The 17,430-nt window shown below is 38.0% G+C and carries 16 protein-coding genes; 8 read left to right on the top strand and 8 right to left on the bottom strand.

The window, feature by feature from the left end; all coding sequences use genetic code 11:
* Positions 1-53 precede the first annotated feature (53 nt).
* Together H4J38_RS15180 and H4J38_RS15185 are read left to right on the top strand one after the other, a co-directional pair.
* Positions 54-1,238 (top strand): MFS transporter, encoded by a 1,185-nt coding sequence (locus H4J38_RS15180; RefSeq protein WP_182133040.1) that lies wholly within the window; start codon positions 54-56, stop codon positions 1,236-1,238.
* Position 1,239: 1 nt separating this feature from the next.
* Positions 1,240-2,205, top strand: coding sequence for an alpha/beta hydrolase (locus H4J38_RS15185; protein WP_182133042.1), 966 nt, complete (start codon positions 1,240-1,242; stop codon positions 2,203-2,205).
* Between the two features lie 131 nt (positions 2,206-2,336).
* Here H4J38_RS15185 and H4J38_RS15190 read toward each other — a convergent pair whose 3' ends face one another.
* Positions 2,337-3,119, bottom strand: coding sequence for a 3-hydroxybutyrate dehydrogenase (locus H4J38_RS15190; protein WP_182133044.1), 783 nt, complete (start codon positions 3,117-3,119; stop codon positions 2,337-2,339).
* 117 nt (positions 3,120-3,236) lie between these two features.
* Positions 3,237-3,953, bottom strand: coding sequence for an SIMPL domain-containing protein (locus H4J38_RS15195; RefSeq protein ID WP_182133046.1), 717 nt, complete (start codon positions 3,951-3,953; stop codon positions 3,237-3,239).
* A gap of 285 nt (positions 3,954-4,238) precedes the next feature.
* Here H4J38_RS15195 and H4J38_RS15200 point away from each other — a divergent pair, with 285 nt between their 5' ends.
* A complete protein-coding gene (locus tag H4J38_RS15200) occupies positions 4,239-5,054 on the top strand; it encodes a mechanosensitive ion channel family protein (protein ID WP_182133048.1) in 816 nt (271 codons plus the stop codon).
* 168 nt (positions 5,055-5,222) lie between these two features.
* A complete protein-coding gene (locus tag H4J38_RS15205; protein WP_182133050.1) occupies positions 5,223-6,404 on the top strand; it encodes a serine hydrolase in 1,182 nt (393 codons plus the stop codon).
* 197 nt (positions 6,405-6,601) lie between these two features.
* Here H4J38_RS15205 and H4J38_RS15210 read toward each other — a convergent pair whose 3' ends face one another.
* Positions 6,602-7,153, bottom strand: a complete 552-nt coding sequence (locus H4J38_RS15210; RefSeq protein WP_310733486.1) for a hypothetical protein — start codon at positions 7,151-7,153, stop codon at positions 6,602-6,604.
* Between the two features lie 111 nt (positions 7,154-7,264).
* Between H4J38_RS15210 and H4J38_RS15215 the strand changes: the two genes are divergently transcribed.
* Positions 7,265-7,519, top strand: a complete 255-nt coding sequence (locus H4J38_RS15215) for a sortase domain-bontaining protein (protein WP_182133052.1) — start codon at positions 7,265-7,267, stop codon at positions 7,517-7,519.
* Between the two features lie 192 nt (positions 7,520-7,711).
* Here H4J38_RS15215 and maoP read toward each other — a convergent pair whose 3' ends face one another.
* A complete protein-coding gene (gene maoP / locus H4J38_RS15220; RefSeq protein ID WP_182133054.1) occupies positions 7,712-8,053 on the bottom strand; it encodes a DUF413 domain-containing protein in 342 nt (113 codons plus the stop codon).
* A gap of 165 nt (positions 8,054-8,218) precedes the next feature.
* Here maoP and H4J38_RS15225 point away from each other — a divergent pair, with 165 nt between their 5' ends.
* The gene (locus H4J38_RS15225) at positions 8,219-9,049 is read left to right on the top strand and encodes a LysR family transcriptional regulator (protein WP_182133056.1); all 831 of its coding nucleotides are present in this window, start codon (positions 8,219-8,221) and stop codon (positions 9,047-9,049) included.
* Positions 9,050-9,102: 53 nt separating this feature from the next.
* Here the strand turns inward: H4J38_RS15225 and H4J38_RS15230 are convergent, their stop codons facing one another.
* Positions 9,103-10,038, bottom strand: coding sequence for a glyoxylate/hydroxypyruvate reductase A (locus H4J38_RS15230; protein ID WP_182133058.1), 936 nt, complete (start codon positions 10,036-10,038; stop codon positions 9,103-9,105).
* Between the two features lie 128 nt (positions 10,039-10,166).
* Between H4J38_RS15230 and H4J38_RS15235 the strand changes: the two genes are divergently transcribed.
* Positions 10,167-11,033: a PA4780 family RIO1-like protein kinase gene (locus H4J38_RS15235; RefSeq protein WP_182133060.1), complete on the top strand. Its 867-nt coding sequence runs from the start codon at positions 10,167-10,169 to the stop codon at positions 11,031-11,033.
* A 123-nt stretch (positions 11,034-11,156) separates the two neighbouring features.
* On the opposite strand, the gene H4J38_RS15240 is transcribed toward H4J38_RS15235, so the two are convergent.
* The 3 genes from H4J38_RS15240 to H4J38_RS15250 all read right to left on the bottom strand — a co-directional run bounded on the left by H4J38_RS15240 (position 11,157) and on the right by H4J38_RS15250 (position 13,513).
* Positions 11,157-12,143, bottom strand: a complete 987-nt coding sequence (locus H4J38_RS15240; protein ID WP_182133062.1) for a YeiH family protein — start codon at positions 12,141-12,143, stop codon at positions 11,157-11,159.
* A 157-nt stretch (positions 12,144-12,300) separates the two neighbouring features.
* Positions 12,301-12,750, bottom strand: coding sequence for a hypothetical protein (locus H4J38_RS15245; protein ID WP_259365531.1), 450 nt, complete (start codon positions 12,748-12,750; stop codon positions 12,301-12,303).
* Positions 12,751-12,850: 100 nt separating this feature from the next.
* Positions 12,851-13,513, bottom strand: coding sequence for a DUF1456 family protein (locus tag H4J38_RS15250; protein ID WP_182133064.1), 663 nt, complete (start codon positions 13,511-13,513; stop codon positions 12,851-12,853).
* A 330-nt stretch (positions 13,514-13,843) separates the two neighbouring features.
* Here H4J38_RS15250 and mfd point away from each other — a divergent pair, with 330 nt between their 5' ends.
* The gene (mfd, locus tag H4J38_RS15255) at positions 13,844-17,353 is read left to right on the top strand and encodes a transcription-repair coupling factor (protein ID WP_182133066.1); all 3,510 of its coding nucleotides are present in this window, start codon (positions 13,844-13,846) and stop codon (positions 17,351-17,353) included.
* The last annotated feature ends 77 nt before the right edge of the window (positions 17,354-17,430 follow it).

The raw sequence follows: 17,430 nt of genomic DNA on the forward strand, positions 1-17,430 counted from the left end.
CATCCTAGGGTAACCTAACCATTCATTATTTATCCGTTTGAAAGTTATCATAGATGAAAATCACTAACAAATATTTAGTAGAAACCATTATTTTCTTTAGTTATGTATTATTCGCCATGGCCTGGGTCGGTGGCACAGCTAGTATGCAAAGCATTATGCTTTCTCTTGATGTGCACAGCTTAGCCTCAGCAAGTTTTATCAGTGGCGCGGTGACCTTAGCTAAAATTGTTGGCACCTTCATTGCGGCGTGGATAGCGATAAAACTCGGCATAAAATATGCGTTTTTTGTTTCCAGTTTGTTAATCACCATTGGCCTTCTCACGCCTTATGCGCCAAATTATGAATTACTGCTGCTAAGCCGTTTTTTAATGGGGCTAGGTGGTGCTTTTATGGTGGTATATTTTAATCCTATCGTTTTACAGTTTTTTAAAGCTGAAGAACGTTCAACTATTAATGGCATTAATGCTGTTGCTTTTAATATTGGTACTGCCATTATTTTGTGGCAAATGGGCAGTATAAATCAACTTACTGGCGGTTGGCAGAACAGTTTAACGCTGTTCTCAGTGCTCAGCTTAATTGTCGCTCTTCTTTGGCTTTTAGTTAAATTTGAAGAGCCTGATACATCAACAAAAAACATCAATGATCTACCGGAAATTTATAGTTACCGTGAGGGCTTAAAAGACCGTTTTAATTGGATTTACGGTTTAGCCTATTCTGGCATTTTAGCGTTTTACATATGTTTGTTCACCTTTTACCCTAAGGCTGGGATTGTGCAAAGTAAATGGGTGATTGGCTTTGGTATTATTGGCACAATATTCGGCATTATATACGCAAAAAAAATACCGCTACGTTTACCTGTTATTCGTTGGTCAGGCTTCGTGGTCATTATCAGCACAGGTGTATTTTCGTTTAGTGACTTATATTGGCTACAAACCTTTGCGGCTATGGTGTTAGGTTTTTTTATCTTCTTGCCAGTAACTGCGCTAGTGTCAATTCCGCATGAATTGCCGAAAATGACCTCCCCGCGTATCACCATTGTATTTAGTATGTTTTACTCAATCAGCTACATAATATCGACACTGATTTTATGGATATTCGGCAGTTTGGTTGATATTCATCAGGGCGATTACACTTGGTCGTTTATTTTGATCACGGCGCTGAGTTCAACCTTATTTATTGGTAGCTACTTTTTACCGGAATCTGGTAATAAAAATATAGCACAACAAGTAGGGAGCTAGCATGCGAGGAACCGTATCGATAAATTTAATCCCTTTACTCAAGCAAGTTAATGCTGGCATTGAGCAAGCCAAAGCAAGTGGCGCAGCCTTTGAGCCAAATGTTATTCGGCAGAACTTGGAAAACTTATCAGCTTATATGATACCTGGACCTGAAGTGGCGCTGATAAAAAATACTTTTATCACGGTCGCTAAAAATAAAGTTGCTGTACGAATTTATCATCCTAACCCAGACAAAGACTTACCGGTTTTACTGCACTTTCATGGCGGCGGCCACATGTGTGGTAGCGTGAAGTTATATGATCCCATTAGCCGTGAACTGGCCAAGGCCACCAATGCGATTGTTATCTGTATTGATTATCGCTTGGCACCTGAGCATCCGTATCCTAGTGGTTTAGACGACTGCCAATATTTATTAGAAAACTATCAAGAGCTGCTCGATGGTTACCGTTTTAGCGAACAACTTTATATCGCTGGCGATAGTGCTGGTGGCGCAATTTGTACGAGTTTAGTCATTAACAATATCGATAATTCTGATATCAAAATTGATAAACAAATATTGATCTACCCGAATGTTGATTACACCATGAGTTGCCCGTCAATCACCGAAAATGGCCAAGGTTTCTTGCTAGAAACAGATAAAATGCGTTGGTACTTTCAACAGTATTTCAATCTCGAAAATATAAATATAGACACAAACAAAGCAACAGCAGCATTAATAACAGCAGCGTCACCGTTATTAAGTAAGTTTGACAGTAGAATACCTAAAACCTTGGTAATAACGGCGGGTTGTGATCCTTTGAGGGATGAAGGAACTTTATATGCTGAAAAAGCGAAGCAAGCTGGAGTGAGTGTTGAGCATTATCAATTTGATGAACTGATACACGCCTATATGTTGCTGTCAAAACTGGTACCTGAGCAATACCACCAAACTTATTTAATCATTAAAAAGTTTATTAACGCCAAATAGAAGTTTTTCTCTACTCGACTAAATATAACAAGGGGTAAAATCAATAATTAACTAACTTCCTATAGGGCTCCTCAGTAAATTGAGGTTGCCCTTTTTTTTATAGTACAAAATTAATATTATCTGAAAAATTATTACTGAGCCGTCCAAGCGCCGTCCATAGGCAAAGCAGAGCCTGTGATACTTCTGGCACTGTCACTACAAAGAAACAAAATAAACTCACCAATTTGCTCTGGTACCATCATTTCTGGCAAGGGTTGTTTAGCGGTAACTAATTGATATTTAGCCGCTTCAAAAGTAATGTCTTGTTTTACTGCAATGGCTGATATTTGTTCGTTAATGAGAGGGGTATCAACCCAACCTGGGCAAATTGCATTTACTGTAATACCTTGCTCGGCACATTCCAACGCTAGCACTTTTGTTAGTCCAACCAAACCATGTTTAGCAGCGCAATACGCCGACTTGTTAACTGAACCAACAAGCCCATGCACTGAAGCAACATTAATAATTCGACCCCAACCATTACTTTTCATATTTGGTAACGCATATTGAATAGCATGAAACGCTGCCGACAAGTTAATAGCAATAATAGCGTTCCATTTTTCTAGCGGAAAATTTTCTGCTGATTCAGTATGTTGTATGCCTGCATTATTAATTAAAATATCGATACTACCCATTTGCTCAATAGCACGCTTTATTAAACGTTCGATACTCTCAACATGCATTAAATCTGCATTATCAAATATGGCTTTAATACCATATTGAAGCGAAAATTCATTCGCTAACTCTTTGCCCTCAATGGTTGACATTAAACCGTGTAAAACGAGGTTTATTCCCTGTGAGGCAAGTACATGCGCCGTTGCTAGGCCAATACCACTTGTTGAGCCCGTAATCAAAGCTACTTTTTGGTTAAGCATAAAGATTCCATATTATAAAAGTTTATGCTCAAGGTTACCGTATTTTATCGCGTTAATATTTGGTCCCTTAGTACCATGCCTAGCAAAGTAAAATATTAACGTTAGCGAATTATCACCTTATAGTTCGAGATCAAACACCACACTGATTGATGCCGAAAAAACAATACTTTCTTGTAAATAGCGGCCTGGCTTTGCCGAACTATCTGCCATACTAGATCGCATTTTATAACCTTCGTTATTAGCACCGTATCTATGGTGACTTTGATTTGAGTTTTCATTAATACTATAGATTGGGCCTAACTCAGCATCAAAAGCATTAGCTAATGACTTACCTTTGCTTTTAGCATTGTTAACTGCCAGTGCATTTACTTCTTGCTGTAATTGCTTTTCGTTCGACGATTTTAATTCGATATTGCGAATAGCATTAATTTTTACTTTTAAAGTAAAATCCATGAAGGCATTGAGCTTGTCGATATCTTTTAACGTAACTTTTAACGTTCTACGTGCGATGTAGCCTTCAATTTTATCTTGCTCACCACGGTTATAAGTTCTGCGTACTTCGGTTGAAATATTCGATGCTGAAACATTTTCTTCATCAACAGCAAAATCAGCTAATCCATCAAGTAAATTATTAACCCTTTCATCAACATCCTTTTTTGCATCCAAACTAGTTTTTTGTTCACTTTCTACATGTAAATGTATCACCGCAATATCTGGCATCGCGAGTATTTGTGCATCGCCGGTCACTGAAATATGACGGTTATTAGGTAAGCTGGTATTCGCAAAATTAAAGGTCGAAAAAGTAAGCAGCACAACACAAGTAAATAATTTCATAAAATGTCCTATTTAAAATCCGTTTGTTTAACACGTTAATTTGCATAATATAACGCAAATTAAACGACTAAGTTTCTAGATTATTAGTAATCAATTGTAACCATACGCTACTTTAATACAGGCTAACTGAATCATAGCTGAACAAGTGTCATGTTGATTTTACGATGACAAGTAATTATCAGAAATTAAAGTAATATTTCACTCGATTTGTATCGCGAAATAAACTACCGTGCACCCTTTTAGCGCCAACGAACGTCGTTATTGTATTAATTTATCGGGCACACCATGATCGAATCTCTTTTAGAAAACAAATCCTTAGTCACCGCAGTATTAGCTTTCGTTATTATTACCATAAAATTAGTTGTAACCCGCTTCATTAAACGACGTGCGAAAAAGAAAAAAATAGATAAACGTTTTACTGTTAATTTCCTGAATAATATTTTCAATTTTGCGCTTATTTTTATGGTGTTTAATATTTGGTCCGTTGAGATTCAAAAGTTTGCTTTTTCAATTGCCGCATTTGTTGTTGCAATAGTATTAGTTACACGGGAATTTATTCAGTGTTTTATTGGCTTTATTTATGTCGTCTCAAACCGTCCATTTCGTATAGGCGATTGGATACAAGTGGGTAATTACTGTGGTGAAGTAAACTCCATTGACTGGATCAATTTAACTATTTTAGAAGTTAATATCAGCAATTATCAATTTACCGGTAAAACACTTTACATGCCTAATAACCAACTGGTGACTTCGGCGATTAAAAACTTAAACTTCCTTAAACGCTATGCTGTACACCATTTTATTATTACCCGAGACGGCAGCGTAAATCCATTTGAGTTTATAGATGCACTAAAAGAGAAAGCCAACACTTATTGTGCCGACTTCAATGATGTCGCCGTAAGATATAACCAAGTTATTGAGAATAGATTAGATATAAAGATTGCAGGGCCTGATCCGCACATCGAAGTAGCCACTTCAGATATTGGAGATACACAAATTATTTTCACTATTTTTTGTCCAACAGAACGCGCCATGGAAATTGAAAACAAACTCACCGCTGATTTAATGAATTTTTGGTTTAGTGCAAAAAGTCATAAATAACCTCTGCGTAATATAAAGCAAATGATCACTTAGCATCAGTCTAGAATATTCGCGTTTAAGTACTATTTAAAGTAAATAACTTAACCATTGCTAACCCCGAGTTAATATTACTTCTTATTTAGAGCTTAACTCGCTAGACTGAAGCGCTTTTTCAAATAGGTTCTCCGCATGTTTTTTCGATTTATCATATTTTTTTTTACTTTATGTTCAACATTCACAGCTAATGCCGCTGACCTAGAACGCTTTAATAAGAAGCTATCAGGTAATATAGCAAGTGAGTTAAAAAAATATAGTATTCCTGGCGCAGCGTATGCCATTGTTAAAAATAATCAAGTTATTGCCATGGAAAATTTTGGTTATATTGATAAGGCAAAAAGTCAAAAAATCGATAATAACACCGTGTTTCGCCTAGCCTCTGTCTCTAAACCTTTTGCTGCCACAGTTACCGCTATGTTGGCACATGAACAACAACTTAACTTATCAGACCCCATCACCAAATATTTGCCTAACTTTACTCTAGCAACCCAAGGCGCTGCAGAAAAAATTCAACTAAAGCATCTCCTCAGCCACTCAAGTGGCTTAATGCCCAATGCCTACGACAATTTACTGCATGAAAATTGGAGTATGGAGAAAATAATTGGTCGCTTTGACCGTGTCACACCCATTTGTCAGCCCGAAAAATGTTACGGTTATCAAAATATTGCCTACGGCTTTTTACAACCCGCCATTGAAGCTGTTACCGCTAAAAGCTATGCAAGCTTACTGCAAGAGCGAATTTTTTCACCGTTAAAAATGGATAATGCTTCAGTGGGAATTGAGGTGTTTTTAAAACAAAAAAATACCGCAAAACCCCATATTTTGAGAAAACGCATTAAAACCGGTAAAAAGAATCGCGCCGGAAATGATGTCAGACGCTTTATTTGGCGCACAGTTAAAGTAGAGCCTGACTATTATAAGGTTGAGCCAGCGGCAGGGGTTAATGCCAGCATTGCTGATTTAGCGAAATGGTTAATTGCCAACTTAGGGCATAATCCAGAGGTACTTTCTCCTGCATTATTGGCCGAACTTACTACACCTCGTATTAAAACAAAAAAAGATTTACGCCGTCGATATTGGCGAGAGCATTTAACTGACGCTCACTACGGTTATGGCTGGCGCATCTATCAATTAGACGGACATCCCATTATTTATCATTCGGGTTGGGTTGCTGGTTTTAGAGCAGATATTGGTTATTCACCTGAGTTAGATATTGGTTTTGCGGTGCTGATTAATGCAGAGTCGAACGTAATTAACAAAATATCAAGTAAGTTTTGGTCACAAGCCCATAAGTTATTAGTGGTAAATGAATAATGCTAATCTTGATGGTATTTAATATAACAGCAACCTAAAATTTGCCGCTAATCCATACAGTTAGATAGCATTATTGGATTATAATTTTTTTGATAAGTCGCCACAATTATTGCTAATTTTGACCACTGTTCAACATAGTGACGCCTAACCAGAAGAACCATACGATTTGACCTAAGCCAAATATTTCTGTCAGTATTTCAGCTGGATACACAGTGAGAATACCTACCAAACCAATAAATAGACCTAAACAGTTTAGGCAGCTCATTAATTTTTAGCGCTGCAACACTTAATAAAAACACCCATAACCCTCCTACAACTTCGTTGCCGCCCCCTAAACCTTCAACAATAGTATTAATAACTATCCAAGCAGTCATAGCTTGCTCTGCATTTTTTTCAGCTAGAACGATGACAGCCCCTAATCCTATATTTGCAATCATTCCACTCGCAATAACGAGACCAACCCAAACAAGACCGAATACAGAAGCAGTTTGTGATAAAGCTAGGGCTTTGGTTTTAAGGCGTTGGTGAAGCGCTAAAACTAACACCGCTAATAAAATCCCGAACATCACATACATAGTTAAATTAACTATAGATAGAATGGTTTGATTATTAGCTAAAAAAATGAATGTTTGTCTATCATCCGCACCTACAGGGAAGTCCCAAAAGGCCCCAAAAAAAACAAAAGCAGATAGGTAAATAACGGCTTCAGAAAGTGCGGCAACTCCACCAATTTTTTGTAAATTATTCACCATTCAATCCTTTAATTAACAAAAGTTAAGTTAACTTAACACGAAGCAATAACCAACAACGACTCAATAGGTAATAAAAACCAATAACTTAATATTGTTGCTAAGCCCTTTGTGGTTGCAGGCCATAACGATAGTCACTTTTCGCTTTTAGAGGCTATTATGATCAAAGATCTTATTGCGTTAACTGACGTTAATGGCCGTAAACAGCTTTATCAAGTTGAACACATTGATATTGTCGACGCATCTGCAGCACAAATTTCCTTACCGGCAGATGAAGCAAACTTAGTCTTGATCACTTGTTATCCCTTTAAAAACATAGGCAGCCAAAGCAACGAAAGGGTTGTCATCACAGCCACACCACTGTAATACCTAAGTATTGCATTAAGTTTCTTCCTACAAGTTGCATAAAGAAAAGTTACATACAAATAAGTGACATAAAGGAAAGCTACCAACGTGGCAAACGCTGGTAGCTAATATGAAAGGTATTGTTTACCGCTATTCTCTAATATTGAATGGATTTAACGTTTGCACGCGAAATTAGAGAGAATAACCGTGAATTTATGCTGCACCTTCAAGTGCAAAAGTTTGTGTTCTTGCGTTTGCTTCACTGATCATAAAACCATGATGGCATTTTGATTTAATAACGCTTTGTAAATATTTTTTCCATAGCCGAACAGAATAAAGGTCACTTTCATTTTGGGTTTGCATACCAGAAATAAAAGCTAACTCTTCTGCATTTTCAGGGACTAATGCACCTGACAATAGTGCTTCAAATGTTGCACCATATTCTTGTAACTCTTCAGATTCACGTTTATTAAAGTAGCCACTACGTGAAATACCATGTGAAAAAATAGTATCACCGAAAAAAGGCTTACTTCCTTTACGAATAGACGTTTCCATTGCAGCACCTCTTGAAATATGTAAGTTATTCACCTGAGTTGGTGTCAACCCACACCAACTGTTGGCAAACTTATACCAAATACTTAATGAAGAAAAACAAAAAAAAATTGTCGTATTGATAAATATCTCATACATTAGCGATACTGAAATTTATTGATGCACATTATGGACATTCGGGTATTTAAAACATTCCTACAAGTGGCAGAAACCAGACACTTCGGCCGTGCCGCTGAAAACCTTTTCATTACACAAGCAGCCGTTAGCGCAAGAATAAAACAGCTAGAAGAATTTTATGATTCTCACCTGTTTATTCGTGACAAAAACAATTTAAAATTAACGCCGGCTGGCGAAATGTTAATTGCACACGCTAATTTGATGATTGAGCAAATGGAGCAATCCAAACAATCTATCGCTTTAGCAAAACAACAAAAAATTAAATTTGATATTGCTGCAACACCTAATGTTTGGGATGCTTTTCTCAGTTCTCGACTCAATAAGTCTATCGAATTTTTTCAGCAAGTATCATTGGGTATGGAGATATCGGCTCGAGAAAGCATTCAACGAAAACTGAGTGAAAAAACCTTAGACCTTGGTTTGCTGGTAGACCCGATTAAAAATACAGATTTTAATAATGAACTTATTGGCTATTTTGAATTAGCTTTAGTCTCTACATCTGAAGATTATCATGAGTTAATTGAACAATATGTTTTTGTTGATTGGGGCTTAACCTTTCAAAAAGAGCATACTTTGCATCATAAGTTTCAACCGGCATTAAGAACATCTACCGCTATGATCGCCCTAGAAGTAATATTGACCCAAGGTGGATTTGCTTATTTACCTATTGAGTTGGTCGCACCAATGGTTGAGTCTGAAGCCTTATTTGTTATAGAGAGTCCATTGCTTATTAAGCGCCCTATTTATTTGGTGACGCGAGCAAATAATAGCAATAATACCTTATTAGCTAACTACAGGAGTTTTCTGCAAACAATGCAATAATACTTTTGCTTATCCTTGTGATTAAAAAGACGTAAACACACTTGAAAATAGCGCTAGTAACCTGTTTTTTTATCAACACATACCGGCAACTGCCCGCTTTGGCGAAACTGAATAATATTTTTCGCTACAATTTTACAGGCGCTATTAAGGTTTGTTGGCGCCGATATATGCGGCAAAATAGTAATATCTGGATGTTGCCAAAGCTCGCTATTTTCTGACAAAGGTTCATGTTCGAAAACATCGAGTACGGCATGGTTAATGTGTTGGCTGTTTAAGGCATTAAGTAAGTCATCAGTGTTAATAATAGCGCCACGGGCAAAGTTAATCACGGCACTACCTTTTGGTAATTTAGCCAATAACTGTTGATTGATAAGCCCTTTAGTTACCGGTGTTAATGGCAGTAAACAAACCAAAATATCACTTTGCGTTAACATTTCAGCTAAACCGTGCTCACCACTGTATGTAGTAATGTTAGCCAGTGATTTTTCGTTGCGACTCCAGCCCATAACATTAAAACCGTTTTGTTTTAACTGCTTGGCACTTTCCTGCCCTAATTCTCCTAAACCAAGTATGCCAATTCGTCGTTCACTTGCTGGCAAATATTGATGTTGCAGCCAGTACTTATTACTTTGCTGCTTGGCGTAACGCGGCATATCGCGATGTAAATATAAACTCCACGCTAATACGGCTTCCGCCATCGTTTGGCTGAGCATAGGGTCAATTAAACGCACAATTTCGATTGGCGACTCCGCCAATGTTGTCATCAAATATTCAACGCCAGCCCAAATACTGTGTAGCCAAATTAAGTTTTCAAATCCAGCTAAATGCTCGGGATTAGGGTTAGCAACAATGGCCAGTTGGCATTGTTTCTTGTCGGCTAGCGTCATATCTGCGCTACCCACAATGGTTTCATCTGGCAAAGCCTGATTAAGCGCCGCTATCCAAATAATTTGTTCACTTTCAGGTAATTGACTTATAAATGGGATCATATAATTTACATTAAAACTATCAAGTTATTATTATATTACCTCATACAGACAATGTTTTAATCTATTGATAAATAAAAAGTTATAATTTTACCCTAGCATCCCACGCCCAACTAAGGTATAACGGCGCTATGAAAGTACCTAAACGCATACAGCCACTTGTAAATGATGGCCTAATAGATGAAGTAATAAGCCAATTAATGAGTGGAAAAGAAGCCACCGTTTATATGGTTCGATGCGGCGATGACGTTCGCTGCGCGAAAGTTTACAAAGAAGCTATTAAGCGAAGCTTTAAAAAAGCAGCGCAATATCAAGAAGGCAGAAAAAGCCGAAATAGCCGCCGTGCTAGAGCAATGGAAAAAGGCTCTAAATACGGTCGTGACCAACAAGAATCCGCTTGGCAAAATGCTGAAGTTGACGCACTGTATCAATTAGCTGAAGCTGGTGTTCGCGTGCCACACCCTTTCGGTTGTTTCGACGGTGTATTATTAATGGAACTTGTGACCACTGATGACGGTGATGTAGCTCCACGCTTAAACGACGTAGTTATGTCAGAAGAACAAGCACAAGAAGATCACACCCTGGTTATGCATTACGTAAAGTTAATGCTTTGTGCCGGTATAATTCACGGTGATTTATCTGAATTTAATGTTTTAGTTGATGATTATGGTCCGGTGATTATAGACCTTCCACAAGCCGTTGATGCATCAGCTAATAATAATGCCAAAGCTATGCTAATGCGCGATGTTATTAATATGACTAACTATTATGGTCAATTTTGCCCTACATTAAAGCAAAGCAAGTATGGTCAAGAAATGTGGGCACTATTCGAAGGTGGTGAATTAACACCAGAAACTAACCTAACAGGTTTATTCGAAGAAGATACCGATGCAGCAGATGTTGACACCGTATTAGAAGAAATTAAAGCCGCATTCGAAGAAGAAGAAGCAAGAATAGAACGCATTAGTGATGCGAATGCTATCGACAGTGAATATTAAATAAGTAAACTGTTGAAGTGATAATTGTGCGTATGAACTTAACCTTTATACGCAACTTTAATCTACTCTCTTCACTCGCTCACTCTCTTAACTAACTTCACTAGGCCATTACAGAAAACCCTATTAATAAAAAATCATGATCCCCGTAATAATTAAGCCTGCTAAAAATAACGTTTCACCGCCCATTAATAATACCGGTCGCCAGCCAACAGATAACACTTGTTTTAATGAGGTTTTAACACCTATGGCTGCAATGGCAATGACTAATAAATTACTCGATAAGCTACGAATAATATCAATTAACCAAATAGGCAACACACCAACATTTTTTAAAAACGCTAGCACGAAAAACATAATCAAAAAGCCCGGAATAAATGCACTAACACCACCTGACATTTTGCTGTCTTTTTCTTTAAAAGCAAAAAACACCATCATCACTATCGGCATTAACAAGGCTACTCTTAGCAATTTAATATAAGTTGCTACATCTCCCGCTTCAGGAGAAATGGTATAACCGGCACCAACCACTTGTGCAACATCGTGAATTGCGCCGCCGATAAAAACCCCTGCTAATTGATCTGAAAAACCTAAGTAACTGGCCAAAATAGGATAAAAGATCATTGATAAGGTGCTAAACGTGGTAATACCTATCACCGTAAAAGCAAAGTATTTCTCTTGGGACTTATCATTTGGTAAAACCGTGGAAATTGCTGCTGCCGCTGATACTCCGCAGACAGCAACGGCGCCACCAGACAAAACTCCAAAAACTTTCGACAAACCTAATATACGGGCAAATAACACGCCAAAAAGAATAGTCAAAGCCATACTCACCATCACAATCAAAGGCGGTGTAATACCGAGCGAGACAATATCTGCAAAAGCAATACGCACACCGAGCAAACCAACACACAAACGTAACAGCTCGCGTGAGCAAAAGTTAACACCGGGTTGAATAGTAGAATTACTGTAAAATGAATGTAGGCTCAAGCCCAATAATAATGCAAAAAGTATAATCGGCGCTTGATACCGCGTAGCTACGATTGTGGCAATAACGGCGACCAATGAACATAAGGCCACACCTAAAAATTTAGCTCTAAAATTTATCAGCATTGTTCATTTAACCGTAAGATTTCATTCGTAAAAGATAATAAATAAAGTGTATCACTAACGATGATTATATTAACTATTTTCATATATTAATAACTAAAAAGCCTGCAAATGCAGGCTTCCAATATTGACATTATATTGCTATCAACGATTTTCAAGGCTAACTAAACCAGTTGTTCTTTTTACCTTTAGCCGCGAAGCGTACTAAAATTAGCGCAATAACTATCACCATAAGAGGCATTATGGTGCCACCTGGCCCATACACTTCATACGAGTTACTCATGATAAATGAATGAAACATTTGTACTAACACCGCGACTAATGAAGCAATAAACAAGGGATAGCAAATGCTTTTTTTCATTAGCAAAGCAATACTACCTAAAGCACCAGCAAAAACAGCGACAGTAAAAGCAATCGTTGCCCATAAAGGCACTGAGTCATAAAGCGCTTGCTCTTTTTGTGATAATTCGGCGATCATTTCTGGTGTAATCATTATGTGGCTAACAAAGGCCATAACACCGAGTAAGTTCCACACAAGTGCTAAAATAGCCGCGACTCTGAACCAGCTTGGTATCACATTAACTTCTGAAGTTTGTATATCTTCTGACATATTAAATCCCTTATTTTAGTGCTTTATTTTTATGTTATTTAGAATCTATTCATTAGAAATATAGCTTATTTATAGCACAAAACTCAGTTTTTAATTATGGCTATTCACCCCAAATATCTTTGGGTTTAAGTTTTAATACTTTTCGCTCGCCTGGCTTGCGCTCAACTTTGGTTTTATTTGGGTTCACATAAATTTTACTGGCATTCGCTTTAGCCGAGTTGTAATTTTTATCTTCTAAAACCTCTTCTAACTTGTCTTTAATCTCTTCAATCACAGGTTTTTTCACTTGCTCTTTAGCACGACGTTGAACATGAAATTTCTTATCTATACCCTGTAATAGATTACGTAAAACCTGATCTTTACATTCACGATAATTTTTATGATCTGGTTTGCGAGAAAAAGCACTTAACTCTGGCTTATTTAAACGAAAGTTAGCTAGTGCCAGCATTTCAATAATGTCTTCTGCTTTTAAATTAAAGGCTATTTTCAATTTAGTCAGGATAATATTATTGTTTAAACGCTTTTCAGCTTTCGCTGGTTCACCCTCTTTTTTACCGCGACGTTCATTAATAAAGCCATTTAAAAAGGCAGCAAAAGTGGTATCAGGGCAATTGACATAAGCAGGATCATCTTCTTGCTTTAACCAGTTACTAATTTGCTCGCGCGTTACGGTTAAATCACCTGCAGCAAAAATAGCAATAACCTTTTGATCGTTAAAATTAAAGGTATATCTCAGGCGGCGTAAAACATCGTTATTAGTCAAAAAATTCTCCAAAGTCCAACGAATGTCGCTGGTTATTGCTACTTTTACACTAATTATATTTATTAGGGCTTTAGCAACATATAGTGATTCAATTGCGCGCTATTATACACGCTTTAAATAACCAGATCTTTACCTGTACGCGCTATTTAATGTAAAAGCTGCACAGCTTTAAATTTAGCGGTTAAAGATCAGCTAAAACTCATGTTAAGATACGTAAAATTTTAGGATTAAGCGCCTCTGCGAAGAGAAAAAATCATTTAAACTAAAATCATCAAGTAATAATATATTTCCGAGTTAATCATTTTAAACGCAATTTAATTACGAGCAGTCATGAGCAAAAACGTTAGTCTTTTCAGTCCTGTATTAGCTAAAAGCCGCGGTAAAAATGCCGATAAAAAGGTTTGGCAAAACCTACCGGGGAGTAGTGCAACGGTTGCTATTTTTCATGGTGCGTTATCAACGCAACAGCCAATTTTACTGCTGACTCATGACACACCATCAGCATTGCGCTTAGAGCAAGAACTCGCCAGTTTAAATCGACAAGCTAAATTACCCATTTGCTTATTTCCCGACTGGGAGACTTTACCGTACGATACTTTTTCGCCGCACCAAGATATTATTTCTCAGCGTTTAGCGACCTTGTACCAATTATCGCGCATGGATAAAGGTATCGTTATTGTGCCTATTTCCACTTTAATACAGCGTTTAGCGCCCAAGCAATATATTGAAGCTAATAGCCTAATCATTAAAAAAGGCGATAAAAAAGATTTACATCAGCTAAGACAAAACTTAGAAGCTAGCGGTTATCGTTGTGTTGACCAGGTTATGGAACACGGTGAGTTTTCTGCCCGTGGTGCCATTCTTGATATATTTCCTATGGGCAGCATCACCCCGTTCAGGTTAGATTTTTTTGATGACGAAATTGACGAAATTCGCTTATTCGATCCAGAAAACCAACGTTCTAGCGATAAAGTTGAGGGGATTAATTTATTACCCGCGCATGAATTTCCAACCGATACTGACGGTACCAATTTATTTCGTAGCCAATACCGCGAACAGTTTACTAGCACCATAGATAAAGAATCTATTTATCACCAAGTCAGTAACGGTATTATGCCAGCGGGTATTGAATATTATTTACCCCTATTTTTCGAGCAAACCAATACCTTATGTGACTACCTCTCTGATAACACTTTAGTGATTATCAGTGGCGATATTGATAAGGCCTTAGCGCATTACTGGACCGATATTGACTACCGCTATGAAGATAGGCGCTACGATCCTACTCGACCACTATTGCCGCCTAGTCACCTATTTCTAAATAGTGAAGAACTCTACAGCGCCTTAAAACCATTTGACCGGATCAACTTAAAACCTGAAGTTAGTGAAGATGAAGTAAAAACATCGCAAATACAGTTTGACGTACATCCACTGCCAGATCTGACCATAGATCATAAATTAAAGCAGCCATTTGAGTTACTCAATACCTTTGTTGCCAGCAAAGAAACGCCAAATAAACTGCTATTTGTTGCTGAAAGCCAAGGCCGACGTGAAAGTGTTTTAGAGCTTTTAGAGCGCAATAAAATAAAGCCGAATGTCTTTAATACTATTGAAGACTTTGTTAACAGTGACGCGCCACTCGGTATCACCGTTAACGCCTTAAGTGCCGGTTTTATTTTTCAAGCTAAAGGCAGCGCGAAAAAAAATGCCATCGCCTTAATTACAGAAGCTGAATTACTTGGCGATAGGGTTCGTCAAACCCGACGTCGCAATAAACAACAAGAAATTCAAAACGACGCGATATTTAAAAATTTAGCCGAGCTAAGTATCGGCCAACCTGTGGTTCATATTGATCACGGCATTGGTCGCTACATGGGTTTACAAACTATAGAAAACAGTGGCATTACTACTGAATTTTTAGTGCTAAGTTACGCTAAAGAAGCCAAGTTATATGTGCCAGTTGCCTCACTGCATTTAATTAGTCGCTACTCAGGCGCAGACGCTGAACACGCGCCTTTGCATAAATTGGGTAACGACACCTGGAGCAAAGCCAAACAAAAAGCGGCTGAAAAAGTACGTGATGTAGCCGCTGAACTGTTAGATATTTATGCTAAACGTGCCAGCAACCATGGTTATAGTTTCAAGCGTGATAAAGATGAGTATCGTGCCTTTGCTGATAGTTTTGGTTTTGAAGAAACCTTTGATCAAGCACAAGCAATAAATGCTGTGATCAGCGATATGCTTTCACCAAAAGCGATGGATAGATTAGTTTGTGGTGACGTTGGTTTTGGTAAAACCGAAGTCGCTATGCGCGCAGCCTTTGTCGCGGTAAATGACGGCAAACAAGTAGCGATATTAGTACCAACTACCCTGCTTGCTCAGCAGCATTACGAAAGCTTCCGTGACCGTTTCGCCAATTGGCCCGTTACCATTGAAGTTTTATCACGCTTTAAAACCGCGAAAGAACAAAATGCTATTATCAAAGAAGTTGAATCTGGCCAAATAGACATTTTAATTGGTACCCATAAGCTTTTACAAAACAGCATAAAATATAAAGATTTAGGGCTGCTAGTGGTTGATGAAGAACATAGATTTGGTGTTAAGCAAAAAGAAAAAATAAAACAGCTACGCGCTAACGTCGATATTTTAACCCTGACCGCAACGCCTATTCCACGAACCTTAAATATGGCAATGGGTGGCATGCGTGATTTATCAATCATAGCAACGCCGCCAGCAAAACGATTAGCGGTAAAAACCTTTGTTAGAGAGCGTGATGACGCCTTAATTCGTGAGTCAATCCTTCGCGAAGTATTGCGTGGTGGCCAGGTCTATTTCTTACATAACAATGTTGACACCATAGATAAAACCGCCGCCGATATTCAAGTGCTATTGCCCGAAGCAAAAATTATTACCGCTCATGGTCAAATGCGTGAGCGTGAACTTGAACGTGTTATGGGCGACTTTTATCATCAACGTTATAACGTATTAGTCTGTACTACCATCATTGAAACTGGCATTGATGTACCAACAGCTAACACTATTATTATGGATCGAGCTGACCATTTAGGTTTAGCGCAACTGCATCAATTACGTGGTCGTGTTGGTCGCTCACATCACCAAGCCTACGCCTATTTATTAACACCACATGAAAAACGTATGACTAAAGATGCGAAAAAGCGTCTTGAAGCTATCGCATCGCTTGAGGATTTAGGTGCCGGCTTTACCTTAGCCACTCACGATTTAGAAATTCGTGGCGCCGGTGAGTTATTAGGCGAGGATCAAAGTGGTTCAATGAGCCAAGTTGGTTTTACTCTTTATATGGAAATGCTTGATGCCGCGGTTGCTGCACTAAAAGACGGTAAAGAATTATCGCTCGACCAAGTAACCAAAACGCAAACTGAAGTCGATTTACGTGTAGCGGCCCTGCTGCCAGATGACTATATATTCGATGTTAGCTTACGACTTAGTTTGTATAAACGTATTGCCAGTTGCAAAAACAAGCAAGCGCTAGACGATGTGCAAGTTGAGTTGATTGACCGTTTTGGCTTATTGCCACAAGCGGCGAAAAATTTAGTCCATATAGCCAAGCTAAAACTTAAGGCTGAAAAAATGGGTATTACCCGCATTGATGCAGGACCTGCTGGTGGTTCATTTGAATTTAGTGTTGATACTAAAGTTGATCATATGTTCATCTTTGGTTTAATTCAGCAACAACCGAAAATATATAAAATGGACGGTGCCAATAAACTCAAATTTAAACAAGCAACCGAAGATGCTAAATCTCGCTTTATTTTGGTCACCACCATGCTAAACGAATTGGCGAAACATTTACGGCCTTAAGCAATAAAATGCTTAACCATTTTAATGCTCTTTTATATCTAATAGATAACTGATTGATAATTTAAGTATTGAGCAAC

Origin of the sequence: Colwellia sp. BRX10-3, assembly GCF_014077505.1 — a bacterium.
GTDB lineage: Bacteria > Pseudomonadota > Gammaproteobacteria > Enterobacterales > Alteromonadaceae > Cognaticolwellia.

Excerpts from the sequence above, each read along its gene's own strand:
- H4J38_RS15185 (WP_182133042.1), top strand. The coding sequence starts at position 1,240 with ATGCGAGGAACCGTATCGATAAATTTAATCCCTTTACTCAAGCAAGTT.
- H4J38_RS15235 (WP_182133060.1), top strand. The coding sequence starts at position 10,167 with ATGAAAGTACCTAAACGCATACAGCCACTTGTAAATGATGGCCTAATA.
- H4J38_RS15240 (WP_182133062.1), bottom strand. The coding sequence starts at position 12,143 with ATGCTGATAAATTTTAGAGCTAAATTTTTAGGTGTGGCCTTATGTTCA.
- H4J38_RS15200 (WP_182133048.1), top strand. The coding sequence starts at position 4,239 with ATGATCGAATCTCTTTTAGAAAACAAATCCTTAGTCACCGCAGTATTA.
- H4J38_RS15230 (WP_182133058.1), bottom strand. The coding sequence starts at position 10,038 with ATGATCCCATTTATAAGTCAATTACCTGAAAGTGAACAAATTATTTGG.
- H4J38_RS15205 (WP_182133050.1), top strand. The coding sequence starts at position 5,223 with ATGTTTTTTCGATTTATCATATTTTTTTTTACTTTATGTTCAACATTC.
- mfd (WP_182133066.1), top strand. The coding sequence starts at position 13,844 with ATGAGCAAAAACGTTAGTCTTTTCAGTCCTGTATTAGCTAAAAGCCGC.
- H4J38_RS15190 (WP_182133044.1), bottom strand. The coding sequence starts at position 3,119 with ATGCTTAACCAAAAAGTAGCTTTGATTACGGGCTCAACAAGTGGTATT.
- H4J38_RS15195 (WP_182133046.1), bottom strand. The coding sequence starts at position 3,953 with ATGAAATTATTTACTTGTGTTGTGCTGCTTACTTTTTCGACCTTTAAT.
- H4J38_RS15225 (WP_182133056.1), top strand. The coding sequence starts at position 8,219 with ATGGACATTCGGGTATTTAAAACATTCCTACAAGTGGCAGAAACCAGA.
- maoP (WP_182133054.1), bottom strand. The coding sequence starts at position 8,053 with ATGGAAACGTCTATTCGTAAAGGAAGTAAGCCTTTTTTCGGTGATACT.
- H4J38_RS15180 (WP_182133040.1), top strand. The coding sequence starts at position 54 with ATGAAAATCACTAACAAATATTTAGTAGAAACCATTATTTTCTTTAGT.
- H4J38_RS15245 (WP_259365531.1), bottom strand. The coding sequence starts at position 12,750 with ATGTCAGAAGATATACAAACTTCAGAAGTTAATGTGATACCAAGCTGG.